15 protein-coding genes and 1 riboswitch are annotated in these 23,386 nt (G+C 34.5%); of the genes, 4 read left to right on the top strand and 11 right to left on the bottom strand.

Annotated features, from left to right (window positions below; genetic code table 11):
• The first annotated feature begins 49 nt into the window (after positions 1–49).
• Positions 50–538, top strand: coding sequence for a hypothetical protein (locus tag ACM6F9_RS12285; protein ID WP_414845979.1), 489 nt, complete (start codon positions 50–52; stop codon positions 536–538).
• A gap of 848 nt (positions 539–1,386) precedes the next feature.
• Here ACM6F9_RS12285 and ACM6F9_RS12290 read toward each other — a convergent pair.
• The gene (locus ACM6F9_RS12290; RefSeq protein WP_414845980.1) at positions 1,387–2,880 is read right to left on the bottom strand and encodes a RagB/SusD family nutrient uptake outer membrane protein; all 1,494 of its coding nucleotides are present in this window, start codon (positions 2,878–2,880) and stop codon (positions 1,387–1,389) included.
• 17 nt (positions 2,881–2,897) lie between these two features.
• Positions 2,898–5,834, bottom strand: a complete 2,937-nt coding sequence (locus tag ACM6F9_RS12295) for a SusC/RagA family TonB-linked outer membrane protein (RefSeq protein WP_414845981.1) — start codon at positions 5,832–5,834, stop codon at positions 2,898–2,900.
• Between the two features lie 83 nt (positions 5,835–5,917).
• A riboswitch (SAM riboswitch) is annotated at positions 5,918–6,016 on the bottom strand.
• A 244-nt stretch (positions 6,017–6,260) separates the two neighbouring features.
• Between ACM6F9_RS12295 and ACM6F9_RS12300 the strand changes: the two genes are divergently transcribed.
• Entirely contained in the window at positions 6,261–6,668 is a 408-nt protein-coding gene (locus ACM6F9_RS12300; RefSeq protein ID WP_414845982.1) for a type II 3-dehydroquinate dehydratase, read from the top strand.
• A 72-nt stretch (positions 6,669–6,740) separates the two neighbouring features.
• A complete protein-coding gene (locus ACM6F9_RS12305) occupies positions 6,741–7,178 on the top strand; it encodes a hypothetical protein (protein WP_414845983.1) in 438 nt (145 codons plus the stop codon).
• Positions 7,179–7,228: 50 nt separating this feature from the next.
• Here ACM6F9_RS12305 and pckA read toward each other — a convergent pair whose 3' ends face one another.
• The 9 genes from pckA to ACM6F9_RS12350 form a co-directional block, all read right to left on the bottom strand.
• A complete protein-coding gene (pckA, locus tag ACM6F9_RS12310) occupies positions 7,229–8,845 on the bottom strand; it encodes a phosphoenolpyruvate carboxykinase (ATP) (protein WP_414845984.1) in 1,617 nt (538 codons plus the stop codon).
• A 127-nt stretch (positions 8,846–8,972) separates the two neighbouring features.
• A complete protein-coding gene (locus ACM6F9_RS12315) occupies positions 8,973–9,878 on the bottom strand; it encodes a GYDIA family GHMP kinase (protein WP_414845985.1) in 906 nt (301 codons plus the stop codon).
• Positions 9,879–9,886: 8 nt separating this feature from the next.
• Positions 9,887–10,762 (bottom strand): ACP S-malonyltransferase, encoded by an 876-nt coding sequence (fabD, locus tag ACM6F9_RS12320; protein WP_414845986.1) that lies wholly within the window; start codon positions 10,760–10,762, stop codon positions 9,887–9,889.
• Positions 10,763–10,832: 70 nt separating this feature from the next.
• Positions 10,833–12,803: a LysM peptidoglycan-binding domain-containing protein gene (locus tag ACM6F9_RS12325; RefSeq protein ID WP_414845987.1), complete on the bottom strand. Its 1,971-nt coding sequence runs from the start codon at positions 12,801–12,803 to the stop codon at positions 10,833–10,835.
• A 38-nt stretch (positions 12,804–12,841) separates the two neighbouring features.
• On the bottom strand, positions 12,842–14,428 hold the full coding sequence (gene bshC, locus ACM6F9_RS12330; protein ID WP_414845988.1) for a bacillithiol biosynthesis cysteine-adding enzyme BshC: 1,587 nt from the start codon (positions 14,426–14,428) through the stop codon (positions 12,842–12,844).
• Positions 14,429–14,440: 12 nt separating this feature from the next.
• Entirely contained in the window at positions 14,441–16,381 is a 1,941-nt protein-coding gene (locus ACM6F9_RS12335; RefSeq protein WP_414845989.1) for a putative porin, read from the bottom strand.
• A 92-nt stretch (positions 16,382–16,473) separates the two neighbouring features.
• Positions 16,474–17,238, bottom strand: coding sequence for a hypothetical protein (locus ACM6F9_RS12340; protein ID WP_414845990.1), 765 nt, complete (start codon positions 17,236–17,238; stop codon positions 16,474–16,476).
• Positions 17,239–17,300: 62 nt separating this feature from the next.
• Positions 17,301–18,818, bottom strand: coding sequence for a RagB/SusD family nutrient uptake outer membrane protein (locus ACM6F9_RS12345; protein ID WP_414845991.1), 1,518 nt, complete (start codon positions 18,816–18,818; stop codon positions 17,301–17,303).
• 11 nt (positions 18,819–18,829) lie between these two features.
• Positions 18,830–21,709, bottom strand: a complete 2,880-nt coding sequence (locus ACM6F9_RS12350; RefSeq protein ID WP_414845992.1) for a SusC/RagA family TonB-linked outer membrane protein — start codon at positions 21,707–21,709, stop codon at positions 18,830–18,832.
• Between the two features lie 927 nt (positions 21,710–22,636).
• Here ACM6F9_RS12350 and ACM6F9_RS12355 point away from each other — a divergent pair.
• Positions 22,637–23,308, top strand: coding sequence for a hypothetical protein (locus ACM6F9_RS12355; protein ID WP_414845993.1), 672 nt, complete (start codon positions 22,637–22,639; stop codon positions 23,306–23,308).
• The last annotated feature ends 78 nt before the right edge of the window (positions 23,309–23,386 follow it).

Raw genomic sequence — 23,386 nt, forward strand, 5'->3', positions numbered from 1 at the left:
CTTATGCCAGTATTTAATCGATTTATGTTTTTTACTAAATAAATATCATATGAAAAAAAATTATAAAATAATCACTTTATTTTTGTTTATTTTAAGTGTACAAAGTTGTTTCGCTCAAGAAAAAAACAGTGATTTAAATCTTAGCTATAAGAAGATATTTGTTAGAGATAATAAAATAACCAGGTCGTTTATTTACAATAGTAAAACCGCAATTTATCAAGTAAAACAATTATATCCCGATGGAAATTACAAGACAAAAACTGTCACAGTAAATCTGACACAAAAAAACATTAAGGAAATTCATAATTTGTATTTAAAACTACAACTTAGAAATTTGCACAATTGTACATTTAATGATAATAATGAACTCTTCTTAAGTTCAACAATCAGTTTTAATAAAAATGAAAATGTGGATAATTTGCCATGTAATACCGATTGGGAAGACAAAGAGAAGTATAATCAAATTGAAACAAAACTATATGAATTCATTTTACCTACGTATAGGTTACAATTTCCAGATGAATATGTACAGAAGTAATAGCAATACTTCAGATATGTTAGCAAAACAATGAGTAAAATTTATCCCCCAATCATTTGGGGGATTTTTATTTCATAAAAAAACCACCGCAAAAGCAGTGACTAAAAATCAAATCTAATTATAAGTATGTCCCCTTATAAGTTCGGGTTATTTTCAGCTTCTCTCTGTGGAATGCTGAATAAATAATAGTTGCTATTCGGGGCATCCGGAAAAGTCATTAATTAGTAATCAAAAGCTTAATTTTGCACACTAAATGAAATACTTTTTATTTATACCTTTTATGATTTATCAGTTTTTAAAAAAGCGAAATAAAACTGATAACGATGCTTACATGAATAGCATTCTCATTTTTTTAATATATACATTCCTCTATACTTTTTTTTTAATCCCTCAAAGTGTAGGTTTTGTATTTATTATAATCAATAAAATTTCTACTGTTCTGGGATTTTCAACGAATAATAAGTTGGTGAAATATGCCTTTTTCATTATATTAACAATACCCTTTTTTGCCTTTATAAGAAAAAAAAGGTTGGATACCATAAAATTTAATGACTTTGAATATAAAATAGCTTACGTGCTCACAGGTTTTATCCTCTGGTTTCCTGTAGCTTTGTTTATTTTTTTACTTATCAAGCTTTTACTATTTAAATAGAATGTACTATAAATTTGTAATCTATGGGTTTCATCTCATTGACTAGTCATGAAAAAGATTGACTAATTTATTAATATATTTAAATCAGAGTAGGAATTTTCCTATTCTGATTTTGTTTTTTACAGTTTCTTGAAAGAAAAAAGCCACCGCAAAAGCAGTGGCTTAAAAAATCAAATCTAATTATAAGTATATCCTCTTATAAGTTCGGGTTATTTTCAGATTCTCTCTGTGGAATACTGAATAAGTAATAATTACTGTTGGGTGTGAAAGCAGATTTATTCGGGAAATCAAGAACAGAATGCCCTCTGCCGTCTACTGTTTTTACCGTTCCATCTGGTGTAGTGATCTGAACTTTTATCGGCTTACCATCTGCATCTACAAATGGTTTTCTTACCACTGTTCCCTGCGTTCTGATAATATCCGAAAGCGAGAATCCTTCTCCAAATAATTCTTTTCTTCTTTCAATCAAAATGGCATCTATCACAGTATTCTGTGACAATGAGCCATTATAAATATTAGCATTTCTGGCAGATTTCAATTGATTCAAAACAGCTACAGCCTGAGAAACATTTCCGGTTCTCGCTTCAGCTTCAGCTTCGATCAGATACATTTCTGCAGCTCTCATGTAGACAATATCAGCAATAAGGGTTGGTTTAAATTTAAACTTAGCATACCTCAACAATCCCTCTCTTCCTTTCTGTCCATCCCATGAAAATAATTGAGATCTGATATCGCTAGCATCAAAAAGATCTTTAAAATAAGGATCCGCCATAAAGCTGTAATAATAACTTCCTGATGAAGATACATCCAGATAATGGAACGCATAACTCGCATCAGACTGTTCCTGAGTTTGTGCATGTCCCCAGATCCACTCGGCATTATTGATGTCATTAAAACCATCTTTATATTTTTCCGGAGCCATAAGAGGAGAACCTTCTCTTGCAATTTTGGCCGTTGCTGAAGCTTTACTCCATTCTCCGGTATTCAGGTAAGTTCTTGCTAAAAGTCCGTTCACTACAGCACGATTGATCTTATCTTTATTATTTCTAATATAAGTTTTCAACAGGTTGTCAGCATCAGTAAGATCACTTTTAATCAAAGTATAAATTTCTTCCAGGCTTGCTCTTTTCTTTCCTACCGTACTCGTCGTAGAAGGTTCTGTATAAATCGGAGCTGTCAACGCGGACTTATCTTTAAGATAGCTGAACTGGTAAAAGCTCGCCAGATTTAGATAACAGAAAGCACGCAATGCTTTGGCCTGTCCTTTTACCTGATTCTTTTTCTCCTGACTGCCTTCTGTCCCATCAATTCTTGTAATAACATTATTCATATTATTGATGGTAGAATACAACATCGACCAAATAAACAACGGACGGGGAGCTGTACTGTTTACCATTTCTGTAAAGGCGTAAGTAGAAGCAAACCCGTACTTATTGGTTAATACAGCCACATCACTTCCCATAGCATCACTAGCCCTTAGTACAGTAGAGTAACCGATATTAGCATACGTTGTTCCGTCATTATTAAATTTTGCCCATGTGCCATTCACTACAGTTTCTGCACTTTCAGCCGTTTTGAAAACTTCCACACTGTTCGCCTGATCAGTGGGAGCAGTATCAAGATCATTTTCACAGCCTGTCAGCACCAAAAATCCGATAAGTGTAAACGATAGATATTTTAATTTTTTCATTGTTTCAATTGTAAAGATTAAAGGGTTGCCTGTAGACCAAAAGTGATCGTTCTCATCGCAGGATATCTGTAATACGTTGTTCCGTCCAAAGCCTGCTCAGGATCCATCCCTTTATGTTTATAGAAAGTTAAAAGGTTTTCCGCCTGAATATAAATTCTGAACTTCTTCAATCCTATTTTCTCGAAATAAGTTTCAGGAAGAGTATATCCTAAACTTACATTTTTAAGTCTTGCATAGGTTCCTGAGTATAGAAATCTGGAAGAATTTGACGTCCAGTTATTCGTTGTTGTGCTTAATCCCGGAACATCTGTGTTTGGATTGTCCGGTGTCCATCTGTTTAGCATTTCTGCACTCCATGCGCGCCCTGCAGAACTTCCGTTATGCATGATGGAAGTATAATCATTGTCAAGAATTTTTCCACCAATTTTGAATGTCAGCAATCCTGAAAAATCAAAATTCTTATAGCTGATACTGGTACTGATCCCCCCTGTCAATTTTGGCAAAGCAGAACCCTGCAGGATTTTTGTTGCTTTTGAATATTCCGAAGTAGTACCTTCTACTGAGTTACCATTAGCATCCGCAGTAATGGTTTTCCATAGTGGTTTTCCATTGCTTGGATCAACTCCTGCCCATTCCGGAATGTAGAAATCATATACAGAACCTCCAACAGTTAATAACTTGGTTTGGCCCACAACTAGTGAACCTGAAGGCAGCTTGGTTATTTTGTTGTTTAAAGTACTCAGATTCACATCCACATTCCACTGGAAGTTATCATTCTTAATGGGTGTTGTGAATAATGAAAACTCAAATCCTGTATTCTGAATGGTTCCGATATTCGCAGGATAATCACTGATCCCCAATGATGGTGCTACCGGCATATTGAACAGAAGATCCTGACTTTTTCTTTTGAAGTATTCAATATTCCCTTTAATTCTATTATTCAGAATAGCGAATTCCAATCCTACATTTAAGTTAAGATTCGTTTCCCACTTTACATTATTGGTAGATGTTTTTTCCAGTGTTGTTCCTGGTTCTCCACCAAGACTAATAAATTTATATAACTCCTGATAAGCGTAATAAAGCGGTTGTCCGTTTGGCCGGAGTAATTTATCGTTCCCTTGCCCTCCGTAGCTGGCACGTAATGTCAGCTGATTGAAAACATTCAGACTTTTAACAAATTCTTCATTGGAAATCTTCCATGAACCACCTACTGACCAGAATCTCCCCCATCGGTTATCTTTTTCAAATCTTGAAGAACTGTCTGCCCTTCCGGATGCTGATAAGAAATAAGTATTGTTATAATTATACTCTACTTTCCCTAGGAAACTCAATAAGCTTATCTTGTTGCTGTTTCCACTGAAACTGCCTAACAGCGAAGCCGCGTCAGGTTCATAATAGTAAGGCAGTGAGAACTGGGTTCTTGTTCCGGAAATCGTCTGATAGTCATATTTATAGAATTCATGACCTGCCAAAGCATTCACATGATGTTTTCCAAATTTTTTATCATAAGTCAGAATATTACTCGTAGTATAAGAAAGTGTCCTGCTATTGCTTTTTGTTACCGAACCTCCTATTTCAGCTCCTTGTCCCAGCAATGGGTTTGAATAATAATGTCCGTTGTAATTCACCAAATCAACAGAGAAACTTGTCTTGAATTTCAGTTCCGGCAGGAACGTAAGCTCCATGAATCCTTTTCCAGAGAAATTGTCTTCTTTATTTTCGTTTTTATCTAATGACAGTGTTGCAGCAGCATTTTGATTCTGAAGTGCACTTGTAGGTCTGTATTTTCCGAAATCATAAACCGGGTTTCCATCAGATCCTAAAATATAACTTCCGTCCGCATTTCTTTCATAATAAGGATAGAATGAAGGAATAAACCTTGCGGCATTGATGATATTACTAGAAGTGTTATCTGAAGAAGTAGGTGCCTGTTGAATACTGTTCGTATAATTTAAGTTCACTCCAACATTCAACCATTTTTTCACTTCCGAATTGATCTTCAATCTGGTATTATATCTTTTATATCCTGATTCAATGGCCATTCCTTTATCATCAAGATAACCTAGGGAAAAGAAATAATTGCTCTTCTCACTTCCTCCGCTGATATCAAGGTCTACCTGATTTCTTGAAGCTACTCTTTGCAAAATATCTCTCCAGTCATCATTCCAAAGCGGTGAAGCTCCCGGTAACAGCTTTCCATCCGTTCCTACCGGTTTTGGATAAGCTGTTCCATATGGATTGATACCCAATGAAGAAACAAGGTTGCCCGTTGCCATCTGAGCAGCTTGCTGAGCATTCACTTTCCCAGATTGATATCCGTTTCTCAATGCTTCCCAGTACAATTGGAAATATTGATCTGTATTAACCTGTTCATAGTCTTTCACCGCTCTTCCGGAAAATCCCTGACTGATATTAAAATTGACTTTTGCCTCTCCTTTTTTACCTGATTTTGTGGTGATGATGATAATCCCGTTAGCTCCTCTTGAACCATACAAAGCACTTGCTGTAGCATCTTTCAGAACACTGATGGATTCAATATCGCTTGGGCTGATAGAGTTCAGATTCCCGTCAAAAGGAATTCCGTCTACTACGTACAAAGGATCACTTGAAGCACTGATAGAGCCAATCCCTCTGATTCGAATGGTAGAAACAGCTCCCGGCTGTCCAGATGCACTTGTTGTCTGAATTCCGGCAACCTGACCTTCTAATGCTTTGGTGATATTGGTTACGGGTCTGTTATTAATTTTATCACTGGAAATAGTGGCTACAGAACCTGTATAGCTGTTTCTTTTAGCTTTTCCGTAGGCTACCACTACCACTTCATCAATCTCCTTTTCATTAAGGCTATCTTTTTTAGGCTTGGAATTCTGCGCATTGAGACTGGTTACTCCCAGAAAAAATGCAGCAACCGGAGGCATCCAAACCTTAGAATTGAATAAATTTATATTAATCATAATCAATTTTATTTATCATATATTAAAATTTAGCCCTTTGCAGAAAAGTCAGCAAAGGGCATCGATAAATACGATAAACCAAATCCTTATTTTTCCTTAAAAGGCTGAATGTAACACCTTGCCCCACGGGTAGGTTGTCAAGATTTCATAGGGTCAGTTCCCTCCATCTTTCTTTATAAGCCGATCGAAATATGGTTGCAAAGCTAAAAACTTTTAGTCTACAAAACAAGTAGACTTATTTATTTTTCATGATAATTTTTCAAAAATTAACGTAATTTTTTAATAAAATCCCTTACTACAAAGAGTTACGATCGTTATCACTTTCACATACATGATAAATATCATTATTAATAATTCAATTGAATAACAGCCAATCAATGGAGAATTTTTTGGCTGTTAATTAAAAAAAGTTTTTAATTTTATAGTATGAAAGTTTTAATCATCAACGGCCCTAACCTTAACCTATTAGGTACCAGAGAACCGGAAATCTATGGAACTGTTTCCATGGAAAGCTATTTGGAAAATTTAAAATCTGAGTTTCAGGCTCATGAATTAAAATATTATCAGTCTAATATTGAAGGCGAACTTATCAACAGACTTCAGGAGGATGATTTTGATGCAGTAGTGATTAATCCGGGAGCTTTCACCCATTATTCCTACGCAATTGCGGATTGTCTAAAAAATATTCGTAAACCAAAAGTAGAAGTTCACATCAGCAATATCTATAAAAGAGAGGAATTCCGACAGAAATCTGTAACAGCTGCTAATACGGATGCGGTTTTATCAGGCTTTGGAATGGATGGGTATAGATTGGCTATATTAAGTTTGAAATAATTTTATAGTTTATATCCTTCCCACGGATCTCACAGATTTTCACAGATGCATATGAGTAATTAGAAATGATTTATGAAGATAGAAGATAAGATTTACTGCAAATGCATTGGGACATATTCCAGGCAATTAACAAAAAGAAAATCATACATTATCGAAGAAATTAACGCTGATAATGTAAGGGTTAAGAATGACGAAGGAAGACTGAGATGGTATTCAAAATTTTATTTCAGTTTAAACAATCAACCAGAAATAATTTCTATTAACATAGATGACAAAATAGAAAATATTGAATCTGATACCATAGAAGTAACTATTATATTTTCCAACAAAGCAAAATATTGGATGACTTTCACTACTCCAAAGTATTTAGATAAAATATTGGACGAAGAGTCTTACTTTTTTTCAAAACATTTTATGATCATAAAACGTCTAACTGGAGAATCGATCAAATCAACAGTACTAAAACTTGATGAACAAAATGAATTGATTGAAAGCTGTAAAAAATATTAATAAAAAAAGCCTCATCAATGATGAGGCTTTTCTTTATGCTTAGTTAACTATTAGATAGTTTGTTCCTGTAATTGAGGTCCGGAAGCAATTAATTTTCTACCTTCTTCAGTATCACAGTACTGTTCAAAGTTTTTGATATATCTTGAAGCAAGATCTTTTGCTTTTTCTTCCCAATCTGAAGCATTTTCATACGTATCTCTAGGATCTAAAATACCTGTAGAAACGTTTGGTAATTCAGTAGGAATCTCAAGATTCATAATCGGAACCTGAGTTTTAGGAGCATTATCAATAGACCCATCAATAATTGCATCGATGATCGCTCTTGTATCTTTCAGAGAGATTCTGTTTCCTGTACCGTTCCAACCTGTATTTACCAAATAGGCTTTTGCACCGTGTTCCTGCATTTTACCGATCAATGTTTTAGAATACATTGTTGGGTGTAATGTAAGGAATGCTTCACCAAATGCAGGTGAGAAAGATGGCTGAGGCTCTGTAATTCCTCTTTCAGTTCCGGCTAATTTTGAAGTATAACCGCAAAGGAAGTGGTATTGAGCCTGATCTTCATTCAAGATAGAAACCGGAGGAAGTACTCCGAATGCATCTGCTGAAAGGTATACGATTTTCTTAGCATGACCTGCTTTAGAAGGCAATACAATTTTGTTGATATGATAGATTGGATAAGAAACTCTTGTATTTTCTGTGATAGATCCGTCAGTATAATCTGCTACTCCATTGTTCACTACAACGTTTTCAAGAAGTGCATCTCTTTTGATAGCTCTGAAAATATCCGGTTCTTTTTCTTCTGATAAGTCAATTACTTTAGCGTAGCATCCTCCTTCATAGTTGAATACTCCGTTATTATCCCACCCGTGCTCATCGTCACCGATAAGGTATCTTTTAGGATCTGCTGATAAAGTAGTTTTACCTGTTCCTGAAAGACCGAAGAACAAAGCAACATCTCCTTTTTCACCTACGTTTGCAGAACAGTGCATTGAAGCCATACCTTTTAATGGAAGGTAATAGTTCATCATGGCAAACATTCCTTTCTTCATCTCACCTCCGTACCAAGTACCTCCGATGATCTGTAGTTTTTCTGTAAGGTTGAACATAATGAAGTTTTCAGAGTTTAATCCCTGAGCTTCCCAGTTCGGGTTTGTTGTTTTTGATCCGTTGATTACTGTGAAATCCGGCTCACCAAAGTTTTCCAGTTCGTAGTGAGAAGGACGAATGAACATGTTTGTCACGAAATGTGCCTGCCATGCTACTTCAACGATAAATCTTACTTTAAGTCTAGTATCTGCATTTGTTCCACAGAATGCATCTACTACATAAATCTTCTTAGCTTCAGAAAGCTGGTTCATCACTAGTTCTTTACAAGAACCGAAAATTTCTGCGGTTGTAGGTAAGTTTACTTTACCATCCCAGAAAATTGTATCTCTTGTAACATCATCCTGAACAATATATCTGTCTTTAGGTGAACGACCTGTGAAAATTCCTGTTTTTACTGATACTGCGCCAGATTCCGTAAGCTCAGCTGTCTCAAACCCCTGATTTTCAGGAGAAACTTCAGCTTGATATAATTCTTCATAAGAAGGATTATACACTACCTCATAGTTTCCTTTAATCCCTAATTTCTCTAAATCCTGGATGATTTTAGTGTTTTTCATTTTACTTATATTTTCTATTTCTTTATTGACTTCAACAAAAATAATATTAATTATTTGTTAAAGACGGTTTAAATATACTGATATAAGTCAGAATGGCAAATAAAAAAACAGGATCGTAAGATGTTGACTACAAATCAATTATATTTTCCCATTCCAAAACGGTTGTAAAACCTTTCTCCCAAAAATAGTTCTTGTAGTCCCCAAATTTGGCACTCATTACAAAATCTCCGCCCCAAGCCCCCAAACTTTTGACAAAAAATGGGCAATCAGAGAATATTTTCTCTTTAACTGTGGAAATTTCAAGAAAATTTGCAATTTTATGCTCATGAACCATCATTAGTTCGGAAAAATTTTCCAATTCATTGCATAACAATATTTTTTTTGTGAGATCTGAAAATTCATTAACCAGTTCCGGAGACTTTTTTTTGGATTTGTAAAAATTGATTCCTTCTCTACTATCTTGCTTCTGATTTAAATGAATAAAAATGAGCTCATTTTTAAAAGAAGGATTGAAATTCACCTTCTCATATCTGATCTCAGGTTTACTTTGGAAAAGAACAGCTGATTTTTCTTTTGCTACTGCAATATCATATCCACTTCCTCCTAAACTTATGGTATTAAGATAAAAAGGATCTATTTCAGCCCATTCTGCCAGATTATTCATCAGGGTAGAGCTGCTTCCAAGTCCATAATCCGCAGGAAACTGAAGGTTTGTTTTTAGATCGTACGTAAGATCTGTTTTGAATTTACTGTTAGAAAGCTGCTGAACATTCTTTAATGTTTTAGTAATGAATTCAGCGCTGGATGGAATATTGGTTTCCAGAATCTGCCATTTTTTATAATCAATGACAGCTTTCAACCATAATGTATTCTGATGATAGGCTTCCCAAAAAATAAGAGACTTACCATCTTCTTTTTCTTCAAAGAAAAACTCTTGTCCAAGCTTGGTAGGTACCGCTAAGACAAGAGCTCCATCGATTGCGAAATATTCTGAAGTAAGCATAAGCTTGCCCGGTGAAAATATCGCATTCATATATTTTATTAGATTGCAGAAACTGCGTCTACAGATCCGTCAATTTTTTTGATCAATCCCTGAAGGGTTTTTCCTGGTCCTACTTCTACGAAGTTAGAGGCACCATCTTTAATCATATTCTGTACAGACTGAGTCCATTTTACAGGACCGGTAAGCTGAGCGATCAGATTTTGTTTAATCTCATCAGGATTGGTTACCGCTGTAGTAGTAATATTCTGATATACAGGAATCGTGGCTTTTCTGAATTTTGTATTTTCAATAGCTGCTGCTAATCTTTCCTGTGCTGGCTGCATCAATGGTGAATGGAAAGCTCCGTTTACCGGCAATAGCAATGCTCTTTTAGCACCTGCTTCTTTAAGTTTTGCGCAAGCTTCTTCTACTGCAGGTGTTTCTCCTGAGATAACCAATTGCCCCGGGCAGTTATAATTTGCAGGAACAACAATTCCGCTGATCTGTGCACAGATTTCTTCAACCTTGGCATCGTCTAAACCTAAGATAGCTGCCATAGAGCTCGGATTTGCATCACAAGCTTCCTGCATTGCTTTTGCTCTTTCAGAAACTAATTTCAAACCATCATCAAAGGATAAAACTCCATTGGCTACCAAAGCTGAAAACTCTCCTAAAGAGTGTCCTGCTACCATTTCAGCACCAAGACCATTTACGGCTTTTAATGCTGCTACTGAGTGTATAAATATTGAAGGCTGGGTAACCTCTGTTTTTTTAAGATCCGCATCAGTCCCATTAAACATAATGGAAAGAATGTCGAAACCTAAAATTTCATTGGCAGATTCCATCAGATCTTTAATATCTTTTCTAGAATCATACAGTTCTTTTCCCATTCCTACGAACTGAGAACCCTGCCCTGGAAATACAAGTGCTTTCATGTATTGAATTAAATATTATGCAAATATAACTATAATGTTAACAATATTCTTTTAAACAGTTATAAATCATTTAAGGTACTAATCTTATTACTCTATAACCGGTATTTACATAAGCACCATTAGCTTTAGATTTTACAAACTCAAATTTTGTAGCCAGCTGAGTCTGAACTTTGTTCATCTGTTTAAAGATCTCTCCTTTTTTATTTTCTCTGGTTAACATGTCGTTGACAACATCAAAACCTACGATAGCATATTTCGGTGGAGTTTTACAATATTTGCTTTTATATGCAGCCAGAATTTCTTTTTCAAAGCTTCCATCTGTATTGATCTTTCTATCCATCAAATATACAAGACTTGCCTGGCTAAGCTCATCTACTCTCTTCTCAAAGGTTGGAGAATAGAACATACTGAACGCTTTCATACCCTGTACTTCTTTAGATATAGCAGCAATTCTGTTGGCAAAAGCATCCCCTGCTGTGTTATCATCATTGGCTAAAATGGCAATAACCGGTGCAGACTGTCCTGTCATCATGTTCTGATCCGGCTGAATATCTGCCGAAGAGTTAACAATAATAATATTTGGATTTTTTACTGCTTTTTCAAGTCCTGCTTTAATATAGTTCGCATCCTCTTTTTTAGCATCTGCTACTATATATATTTTCTGATCGGAATAAATTCCTTTCACTTCTTCTACAATCTTATCAGCATACGTTTGATTGTTAGTCTCAACGATAATAAGATTACTGTAGTTATATAATTCCGGAGAGTTGGCAAATGGCGCAACAATCGGGATTTTCTGATTTTTAGTAAAGTCAAGGACATCAATTACATTGGACTTAAAGAAAGGTCCGATAATAAGATCTGTGTTATCAGGATTGATCTGCGTTAAAGAGTTTTTGAACGAAGCTTCGTTTCCTGAATCCACTACTTTAATATCCAGCTTTTGTCCTCCTCTTGCATTTCTTTCGATAGCAAGCTTAGCTCCAGTCAAAAAGTCAAGAGCCATTCCTCTGTACTGGGTTTCGTTGGTACTGTACCCAAAAGGAAGCATTAATATAACACTAAGCGCATCCCCATTTTTCTTTATATAGGCAGCGTCTTGTTTTTTGATTTTTAAAACCATTCCGGTTTTCAAACCATGAGAAAGATCTGGGTTAAGTGCAATAAGCTCATCAATAGAAACCCCGAATTTATTAACAATAGAGAACACAGTATCTCCTTGTTGAACGGTATAGGTCACATAATCATCACCTGCAGCAACATTGGAAGAGGTTGTTGATTTTTCGTTCCCTGAATCCATTTTTGCTTTTGGATTTACAGTTTCTTCAACTACAGCAGTACTTGCTGTGTTAGTATTGGATTTTTTTATCTTAATAGTCTCACCAGGTTTAAGTCCTTTTTCTTCCAATCCAGGATTTAAAGCATAAAGATCCTGCTGGCTGATTCCAAACTGCTTTGTAATTCTATAATAATTATCTTTGGACTGAATCACATAAGATTCACCTTCTACGGAAGTGGTAACAACTGTAGGTGTAATTGTTGTTACTGTTTTTTCTACAGGCGGTTCAGCATGTTTTTCTGCTGTTACAGCCTGTTGAGCGCCTCCATATTTTTTGATACTTGCAAGAGGTAAAGTAATCTCGTCTCCGATTTTCATGTGAGAATCCAGTTCAGGATTCAATTTTCTCAAATCGGTTTCAGAAATTCTGTATTGTTTTGTGATACCGTAAATAGTCTGCTTTGGCTGTAAAACAATTTTACCCAAAGAAGAAGTACTTGTGCTCACCGTTGCTTTTTCAGCTGGGGCAGATTTGGTAACAGCTGCTGTAGCTGTTTTCTCTGATTTAATCGTTAAAATATCTCCAATGGCCAGTTTGCCATCTTTATGCTTTGGGTTGAGCTTCAGCAATTCATCTACAGTTATCCCATACTTTTTTGCAATGTTGTAAGGATTATCACCTTGTACAACGGTATGTGATTTCTGGGCTGAAACTCCCAAAACCATACATAAACTGGATAGAATAAAAAACCTCTTTATCATATTCGATAATTATAATTTACAAAAATACTTCTTTAAAATTAAATGGCAACAATTATTAATTTTGAATCTTGAACCACCATCTCCTCTAAACAATTTTCAAGCCACGAATAACCATAATCTGAAAAGTATACACTAAAATTGTAGACTCTTTCCTGCCATGTTTTTGCGGGATGAACATCTAAAAACAGATTTTCAAGTCTTTCCAGCAATTCATTTTGTTTTATTTTTTCGGCATGAAGCAAGCGTTTTTTCATTCTTTTAAATGACTTTAATTGTCTTACTTCTTCGGCTTTCACCATGTTTCCGAAAGATTTTTCAGTAGTTTCTGCTGAAACTCTCAATGCAGAGAAATTAGCGATCAATAATTCTTCTTTTTCTTCAAGTAATTGTAAAATCGGATTATCTTTTAAAATCTTCTGATTAGTAAGTACTGTGAAATTCTGGAAGAAATCTTCTATTTTAAGATCCAGTTTATCAATTTTTCCTACCGTTTTTTCTTTCAGGAAAAGCATTGAATTTCTTGGAATCAGAATAGGGAAAGGAATATTAATTTTTGAGAAATAATCTTTCAGTTCAAGCCAGTACATGATTTCGGCATTTCCTCCGATATAAGCCAGATTAGGAAGTACGTTTTCCTGATATACCGGACGCATTAAGGCATTCGGACTGAATCTTTCAGGATGATTTTCCAACTCGTTTAGAATTTCTTCTTCCGTAAACTGAATCGTTTTATCTACAATACTATATTTCTCTCCGTTCAATTCTATCCTGTCTCTGGTTTCAGTAAGGTAGAAAAGGTTAATTTCACGAGGATTTACCTGAACCTTTCCATATTTTTCTGTCAGAAACTTCACTTTATTCTCAGAAGTTTTCTGTAAACTGAAATGAAGAAGTTCATCTTTAAAAATCTCCTTCATTTGTTTTTTAAGTTCCTTAGAATCTCCATCTAAAATCAAAAGCCCGAATTCTGAAAAAAGGCGGTTAACAAGAATCTTAATCGCTTTTGTTAAAGTATTTCCAACTTTATAAGCTTCCTTCATCATTAAGATCAATTCTGTCCCGAAAACAGAGTCTTTGAATTCTTTTTCAAATTCAGAAATAAAATAGGTATCACTGATCTCAATTCTTCCTACGGGACCTCCGGATTTCTCATTGGTTTCGTAATAATTATTTTCGGTCTTAAAGTGATTGATCTCCGCGAAATCATGATCCTCTGAAGCCATCCAATAGATTGGAACGAAATTAAAATCAGGGAAATTTTCTTTCAGATACGTACATGTTTTAATAGTCTGAAGAATTTTATATACAAAGAACACCGGGCCTGAAAACAGATTCAGCTGATGTCCTGTTGTAATTGTAAATGTATCAGGCAGCTTAAGATGATCTAGATTTTCTCTTTGTTTTGAGGAAAGAGTAAGATCTGAAAGCTGACCTTCGAATACTTCAGATAAAATTTCTCTCTTTTCTGATGAGAAAGAGTCTTTTTTAATATGAATCTGTTGTCTGAAATGATCTAAAGAAAATGTATTATTTTCAAAACCCTCAATTTTCTGATTTAAAAAATCTTTTACGAGCTGAGGAATGCTTTCTATATCGTTAAATGATATTTTATTAATTGTTTTCAACCTGTAGCGTTTTTAGTTGAACAAATACCACACAATCCCGATGTTTAATCTGAAATCATATACCGGATAATGTGGAAATGCATATGCTTTGTTATTGGAGATAACTGTTCCTATCTGCTGACCTTCTATGAAAAAGAACATCTTTTTAACCTTCATATTGATATAAACATCGGCGATAGGCTGCCCTCCAATTGAAAAAGAATCTGCTCGCGGAAGAATGTATTCGTTAAGAACAGGGAAATATTCTCTTGAAGCAAATTTCGAGAAATAATATACTTTAACTCCAGCCTGAATTTCTGCTGCTTTTTTGAATGCCTGTGTCTGATAGAAGAAATTAGCTCTTCCGATAAAACCTGGTAAAGGAAGCAATTCTTTATTCGTCAGAGTATTTTGGAAATGCAGTCTTGTATTCAGATGAAATTTATTGAAGCTGAATGTAGCCTCGCCTCCTATCTGAGAGATATTCACAGAGTTATTACTTTGCTTCGGCTTCATAGTGCTGTCAAAATATGTATAATTATCTATTCTGAAATAATTAGCAAAAATTTCGGTTTTAAACCATTTCAGATTAATACTTCCCCCTGCTTCCATTACTGACTGGTTTTTTGCATTTTCCAGATAATAATTAAAATTATTGTAAACAGAAGTATTCATTAAATAATTGAACGAAGGGTATGCACTTTGGAAGTTCACTTTTGCATTAACAAAATAATCCTTGATAGGCTCAAACTTCAGATTATTGGTTGTTTTAAGGTAGCTTTTAAATTGGCTTCCGTTTGAAAACTCAAGGAATGAATTCAATTGGATCTTGTCCCAAAGTTTAACCTGCAGATTACCTACAGCACCAATTCTGTTTTCTTTAAGTTCATTCGGAAAAGGAAATGTATTCTTAATAGATGCGATGTCTGTTACCCCAAACTTAATGATCTGATAACGTACACCAGCATCCAGTTTGAATTTTTCGTTATTAAAAATCAAGCTTACTGTGTTACTGAAGTTTTCGGAATATTTTTTTGTAGTCAGTTGGAAACCATTGACCAGATCGGTTGGAACTTTATACCAATAGGTCTCGGGAGCTGTCTGATTGTAATAATATTTATTCCCCTGATGAGAAATAATATGTCTTATACTAAATGGAAATTTCCCCGAATTGAATGGAGTAAACTGATGACTCAGATAATATCTTCTGTAAGCAAACTGTGAACTTGAAGAGGCTAAATTTACCTGTGCATTCTGTCTGTTGCTATAATTACTGTCACCATTCTGAAACAAATTATCCTCAGTAATACCACCACTTTCCTGGTTGTTTACATTCTGGTGAAGATAGTGGGCAAAAAGTTCATAATTTCCGCTTTTCGAAATATAGTGCCCGGAAAACAGCGTATTGTTATTGGCTGATAATGAGTTTCTGTAAAGTCCCTGAGAACGCAATCCCATATATTCAAGTGCAAAATTGAATCTCTTCCCTATATTTTGGGTATAAGTAGATCTTAGAGCCGCTCCGTTTCGCATTGCATTGTGATAAATAAATGTAGCAGTAGGTGTTTTTACGTCGTAATATTTCACATCATTGGCACCAATGATCATATACGATTTATTGGATGGCAATAAGGAAAGATTTTCTTCAGCATTAACTTCGAATACAAGAGGATTGAATCCCGATCCAATGTTGGCAGGCTGTATTCTTCCAAAGTTATCTTTATTATTTTGCTGTGAAAAGATATATGTTTTATCAAAAGTCATTACGGTATCAAAAACTTTCTTTTCAGAAAACTGAGTCTGATACAGGTAATCATTAATAGTAGGTTTGAAAATTTTCAGGGAATCTTTCTTTCCAGAATCGATCACCAATGTGTCTTCTTTTTTGGTTTGAGGCTTAGCATCAGCTTTATTAACGACCTGAGCCTTGGCTACAAAACTTAAAGACAAGAGTATGAAAAGGATGTACTTCATTATTCATTATTGTACAGCAAAAATAAGAAATAAAAGGACATAAAAAACCCCACAATAAATGTGGGGTTTAAGATATTTTTATTAGAAAAATTTTAGTTTTTCACTAAGACAAATTTATTACCGCTAGAAGTACCTGCCGCACCTGAGAAAGTAAGAGCAGAAATATTTATACCACTAGTACAAAAGTTAACTGTCCCAGTACCACTTACATTCATATTACCTGTAGTTCCTCCATAGCTAAAAGCTTCATTGGAAGCTACTGTAATATTCCCATTATTTTGAACAGTAACAAGCATGTAAGATGTAGTTGGATTGCTAATATAAGGATTGCTGGTTGACAATATCTTAAACTGGTTAGCAGCAGGACCTGGCTGTATAGTAATTGTTGCTCCTGGTGAATAATCTTCCCAAGTATCCGTTACCACCTTATACGTTCCAGTGAACCCAGACATGTTAAATGGACATTCTAATGAATATTTCATTGTATGAACCTGGTTGAATGTAGCATTGCCAACTGAAGGAGAAGAAATCTTAAAAGTAATTGTTTTTTGTGTTTCTTTAGCTCCACTTTCTAATAATTGAACTCTAAAATTACCAACCTTTTGTCCCGCAGGAAGATTATCCGTTTTATTTAGAATCTTAAAATCCACACCTTCTACTGCTGTAGAATTAGCGGCATCAACAGCAATTGTTACGTCTGTGTTTTGTCTTGCTTCACTTAAAGTAGTGTATGTTATTGCAACCTCTTTAGAAGTTGATCCTTTTACTACCGTTGTTTCTGAGCTTGTAGCTCCAAAACTCACAAAATTATCTCCGTCGTATACTGCATCATCTGGCTCTGAACAAGCAGAGATCATTAATGCAAAAATCGGAATACTTAAATATTTTAAAATTTTCATAGCTAAAATTCACTTTTTAATTAATAACCAGGATTTTGTTGCACTTCAGGATTTAAATTAACCTCTTGAGCAGGAATAGGTAATGTATACTTATAACTATTGTTTGGAAGGTTTGTAACCGTAACAATATCATCCGTCTGATTTCTATCCATAGTAACACCTGCGGCAGTAGCTAATCTTTTTAAATCGATGTATCTGTGTCCTTCCAACGCAAGGTCAACTCTTCTCTCTTTTAAAATATCCGCATAAGCTGCTGTTGATGAAGCATAAACAGGAAGAGGTGCAGTTCCGCTAGTATATCTTTTTGCTCTTACTTGTTGAATCAATGTTGCAGCACCAGCAAAATTGTTAGCCGCTGTTTCACATTCTGCCAAGATAAAATACATTTCAGATAATCTAAACACTTTTAAATCATTTCTTGTAGCAGCACTTGCTTTACCAGGGTATTTATCTATTACTAATTGATCAGAGTTAATAGGAGAAGGACTTGTTAAATAATTTGCATCAACGGTTGATGAAGGATCAATATACACTGTTCTTCTAACATCACCTGGAGTTGTATTAATGATATTAAATAAGTTCCTCCCTAAAGCCCACATTGGGTTTCCTGTAATATTAGAACCGTTTGTATTCCATCTTGTTCCAATTGAACTTCCATTTCCTGTAGCCAATCTGTTCAATGCAAAAAGAATTTCGCCTTCACTTGTATCATTCCACATATTTGGATACGCCGAAGCAGCAGTTAATGATAATCCAGAATTAGATATTACATCCTGTGCATATTGTCTTGCTAAGGTTAAATTTCCTCTATATAGATTAAATCTTGCAGATACTGCATTGACAAACCTTTTATTTACATAAAATCTATTTAAAGGGGTAGAAGGAGTACTTGGATAAGGCAATGCCGTGTAAGAAGTTAAAATACTTCTAGCATAGTCTAAATCTGCATTAATAAAATCATAAATATCTTGGTTTTTACTTCTTGCCAATTTTACATCTACTAAGGGAACATCTTTTAAAAGTAAAACTCCCAAACCATTAGGATCTTTCATATCCGGAGCAAAAAAAGTCTCCAGTTGAAGGTAACAATAAGCTCTAATCGCTCTCGCCTGAGCAATTACATAATCATATTGTTTTTTTTCTTCAGTATTTGCAGGCGTAACGTTTGCCGCACCAGCAAGTAACCTATTTACACGGTTAATTACTAAATAATGTTGAGCCCAAATTCCTGTTGTCAAGCCCGTTGTAGGATCTATAAAATAACGGTGTATTTCGTATTCCTGACCACCACTACCCGCTCCTGGCTTTACCTCGTCCGTAAATACTGCAGAGAAATAAATATCATTATTAGTATCCATGTTGGCATACACAGATCCAACTAAATAATCACTAAGATTGGATACACTTGTAAATAAAGTGGCATCATCCAATATTCCAGGCTGCTCTATATCAATAGCATCCTTACAACTGTTTAAGGTAAAACCAACTGACGATAGACATACTGCTATCACTAATGCTTTTTTATATATTTTATTCATTTTTTCTTTTTTTAAAAATCTACATTAACCCCTAAAGAATATGTTTTTGGATTTGGATACACGTTAAGTGAATACGTTGTAATAGGCTCTACATCAAAACCTTTCCATCCTGTGAAAGTATATATGTTTTCAGCTTGTGCAAAAACCTTAATAGAATTAATTGGTAAGTTGCCTAGTATTTTTTTGCTGAAAGTATATCCAACACTTACATTCTTTAATCTAACAAAATCGGATTTAAAAAGGAACCTGTCCGATTGTCCTGATAATGTTGCATTCACTGCCGACAGACCTGGTACCGTAGCGTTTGTATTATTTGGATTCCAAGCATTCAACAAGTCAGCAGAAACGTTAAGCCCAGATGCCGCATAAGAAGGATTCATTACCCAAGAATATAGGTTATCATAAATGTATCCTCCTTTCTGATAAGAAAATAACGCATCTACAAAGAACCCGTCATGCTGGAAGTTAAATCCAAATCCACCCGTATATTTAGGCATAGGGCTTTTTCCTGTAAGTCTTCTATCACCTGCAGTTGGCGTTTGAGTTACATTTCCATTTTTATCTAAAAATAACTGCTCTCCGTTACTTGGATTAACCCCTAAATAAGGATAAAGCTGCCACTGATTTGCAGGTCCTCCAACAGCGTCAACAGCATCATCTGTAAGATCATTAGCTTCCATGCTGATAATCTTGTTAGAGTTATATCCCATATTCGCAAATACAGATAGTCTTGTATTGCCTTTTCTTAGCACATGGACTCTTAGAGACCCTTCAACTCCTTTATTATCCATTACACCGTTATTACCCCTTAAAGTACCTTGGCCTGTAACATAAGTTACGGGGACAAAATTAAATAATCGCGAAGTTCTTTTGTGATAATAGTCAAATGTACCTTCAACTATACCTTTGTAATTGAAATCCACTCCCAAATCGAGTTGCTTTACCTGTTCCCATTTTAGAGTATTGTTTCCAAGATTTGCCAAAGTATACCCTGGTAAACTTTGATAGCCAGTATTCGTACCATTGACATCTAAATAAGTAACCGGTCCTAGAGTTAAGATATTGGTATTATTAGCTGCTGCAAATAAATTCTGATTTCCTGTTGTTCCTATTGAAGCTCTAAGTTTTAGTAAATTAAATCCTGATCCTTCCATAAAGCTTTCCTGATCAACATTCCATCTTCCTGCTACAGACCAGAAAGTTTCCCATCTGTTATCTTTAGGGAATCTGTATGATCCATCCCTTCTGATTACCCCAGACACTCCATATTTTCCTTGATAATCATAGTCTAGAGTTCCAAAATATGCCAGCGTTCCAGCAGTAACTTTCAATGCACTTGCAGAAGGACGATAGATATTTGGTGTAGCCGGGTTAAAAGGAACATAACCAGTTCCTGCACCGAATTCCCAAACTAAAGGATCAAGACCGTTCTGCTGTTGAGTATAACTTTGCCAGTTTACTTTAATATAATCTAAATAAGCAGCAGCAGTAATAGTATGATCACCAAATGAGTGATTATATGTAATATTTGTAGTATTATTAATAGTTAGATCATTTACGGTATTAAATTGTTCAAATCCACCGTACTTTGCTGGTTTACCATCTGATTGTATTTGACCTGCAGCTACTACTAAAGATAAATAACCGTTTGCAGCTCTTGCAAATTGTCTTTGATAATTTTTATAATCAACACCCGTTCTATTTCCAATACTTAAATCTGATGTAAGTTTGTAATTAGCACTCACATTAGCTGTCAAGCTGGTTTCCGTAAACTGGTTTCTAATACCTCCATTGATATTGTCATAAAGAATGTACGCTCCGTTTCCATTACCACTAGCCGTTCCAATTTGGTTGAATAATCCCAATCCATTGCTAAATGTTGGTGCCGCTAAATAAGGAGCAGAAAGCACTGTTCCAAATAGAGGATTCTGTACAGTGTTTGCATTAATAGCAGTGTTGGTTTCATCATCCAACTGATTTCTTTTTGAAAATCCTAATCCTACGATTGCACCGAAGGTTAATCTTCCATCGCTGCTTTTTCCGTTAAGGTTATTTCTTAAAGTAAATCTTTTGAAATCTGTTCCACGGATATTACCTTCGCTATCAACATAACCTAAGGAAACGAAGTTACTGATATTTTCTCCACCCGCACTCACTGACAACGTATGCTGCTGACTCATTCCCACTCTGGAAAATAGATTCCTCCAGTCTGTATTAGTAGTGAAATTATCTATTTGACTTTGAGTCATGGTAGCACCTTTTCCTGCAGCCGCATTTTTCTGAACCTGTAATAGCTGTTGTCCGGAAGACATATTGTAATCCGTTTTTGGTAACACAGAGAAAGAAGTTAATGCATCATAAGAAATTCTAAGCTTTGAGTTGAATTTACCACCTTTAGTAGTAATTACTACAACCCCGTTTGCAGCTCTGTTTCCATAGATTGCAGTAGCCTGGGCATCTTTTAGAATACTGAACGTATCAATATCATTAGGGTTTAAGTTTCTAAACTGTGACCCTGATGTAATGATTCCGTCTATAACATATAAAGGATCCGTAGAACCATTTAGGGAACTAAGCCCTCTAATAATAATATTAAACTTACCAGATCCCGGAGATCCAGACGCTGAGTTCGCCACTATACCCGGCGCCGTACCTTGTATAGAGTTAAGAACAGAAATATTTGGTCTATTCTCTAATGTTTCAGAACCAATGGTTACTGAAGAAGCGCTAGATTTAGCCTTTGTGGATGTCTTGCTATAACCTAACACAACAATTTCATCAATTTTCTGTTCCTTGTCTTTTTTAGAACCTGTTGTGTCTTTTTGAGCAAATACTACCTGCCCTGTGAAAAATAACACACCGGCTGTCAGTACACGTAATTTAACATTCATATTAACAAATTTTAATATATTTAATGGACAAATATGTTAATAAATATTAACACTCACAAATTAAACTCATGTTTAAACTACGCTTTTTTTTAATACTTCGTTTAAATTTTACTCAAATCAAATAAGATTCCGTAATAATAGATAGTTTTTATTATGTTAAAATTATTTTTACCTCGCTTTAAATTCATTTTAACAAATTATCAATAACTTAAAAATTATTATTTAGAATTATTATAAATTATATACTTGTAAAAAATAAACCAAAAGCTTTATAAAAAAGTGGTTTTCACCTATTTAGGATATAATCATTTTATTTTTATGCTGCACCTACTTCTCGGCAAACTTCGAGAATATCTCTACTTTCTCTGCTATGGTAAACTTTCAGATTTTAGCTAAATATAAGCTCTTTAGCCATTCCTTTAACAATATCTTTAAAATATTTCAGACTTTGAATATCTAGGCAAAATTTAAGAATATCATCTATCACAACACTTACTTTAGAGCTTAAAGTTTCTTTTTCTGAAAGGAATATGCACTTGGTAATTTTTCTCACAATAGAGATTTTAATCACTTTTTTTAACTCCGCTTATTTAACTTTTTATATTTATATACAATAATTAATAGTAAATTCTAAAGTGAAAGTCAAAATATTATGATTGTTTCAAAAGTTAAATTTATCAAAACATGCTTAAATTTCACATTCGTGATTCGAATATTTCTACGTGAATGAAACAATAATAAATTGCTTTTGAAATTATCTTTTTCATAGTCTCCTCTCTAAAATCTCATTTCAAAAATGAAATTTGTTAATCATCCAGAAAATTAAATTAACAAATCTAAACAGAACATCATAGTATTCATCATTTTTTATTAACTTTACCCATAATAACCGATTAATTATATAAGATAATCAGAAATAATTTAAAAATGAAAAAATTATTATCCATCGCTTTGTTTTTACCTTTTGTATTTGTGGATGCTCAGCAGTCTTTAAATATTAATAATGTAACCAGCTCTCAATCTGTCTTTGAAAGTGTAGTAGCTTCAGCAAACGGAGCTCCTATAAAATATGAAGATATACAAGGCTCTCCTTATCAATCACCACTTTTTCAAAAAGCTTCTGTTGGAGAAAAATATGGAAATATTGATGTGAGGTATAATGCTTACACTGACGACATAGAATTTTTGAACAATGGAAAGACTGAAGTTTTGCCTAAACAGGACGATTTTGCCAGAATTGAAGTCCTATCGTCTAAACAAGCTTTTGTTTATTTTAAAAACACCTCAGAGCCGAAAGGTTACCTTACCGAAATAGTAAAAGGAAAAAATCCTGTATATAAAAAGGAAAAAGTTATTTTTAAGGATGCCTCAGCAGCCGCTAATACCTACCAAACAGGAAAACCAGCCATGTTTGTAAAACAAGACCCTGTTTATTACATTAAAACAGCTTCAGGAAATATGAATAAAGTATCTTCATTAAAAAAGATAACAGATCTTTTCCCTGAAAAAGAAAAAGAGTATAATACATATATTAAATCTAATAATTTAAAATTTACTGATGCCGATATCGCTAAACTAATGGCTTTTATCAATCAGTAATTAGAATTCAATTAATATAAAATTCATAAAAAACCGTGTATAAATTATTTATATACGGTTTTTTTATATGGATGACCT

It is taken from the genome of Chryseobacterium sp. IT-36CA2 (assembly GCF_949767875.1).
Classification (GTDB): Bacteria; Bacteroidota; Bacteroidia; order Flavobacteriales; family Weeksellaceae; genus Chryseobacterium.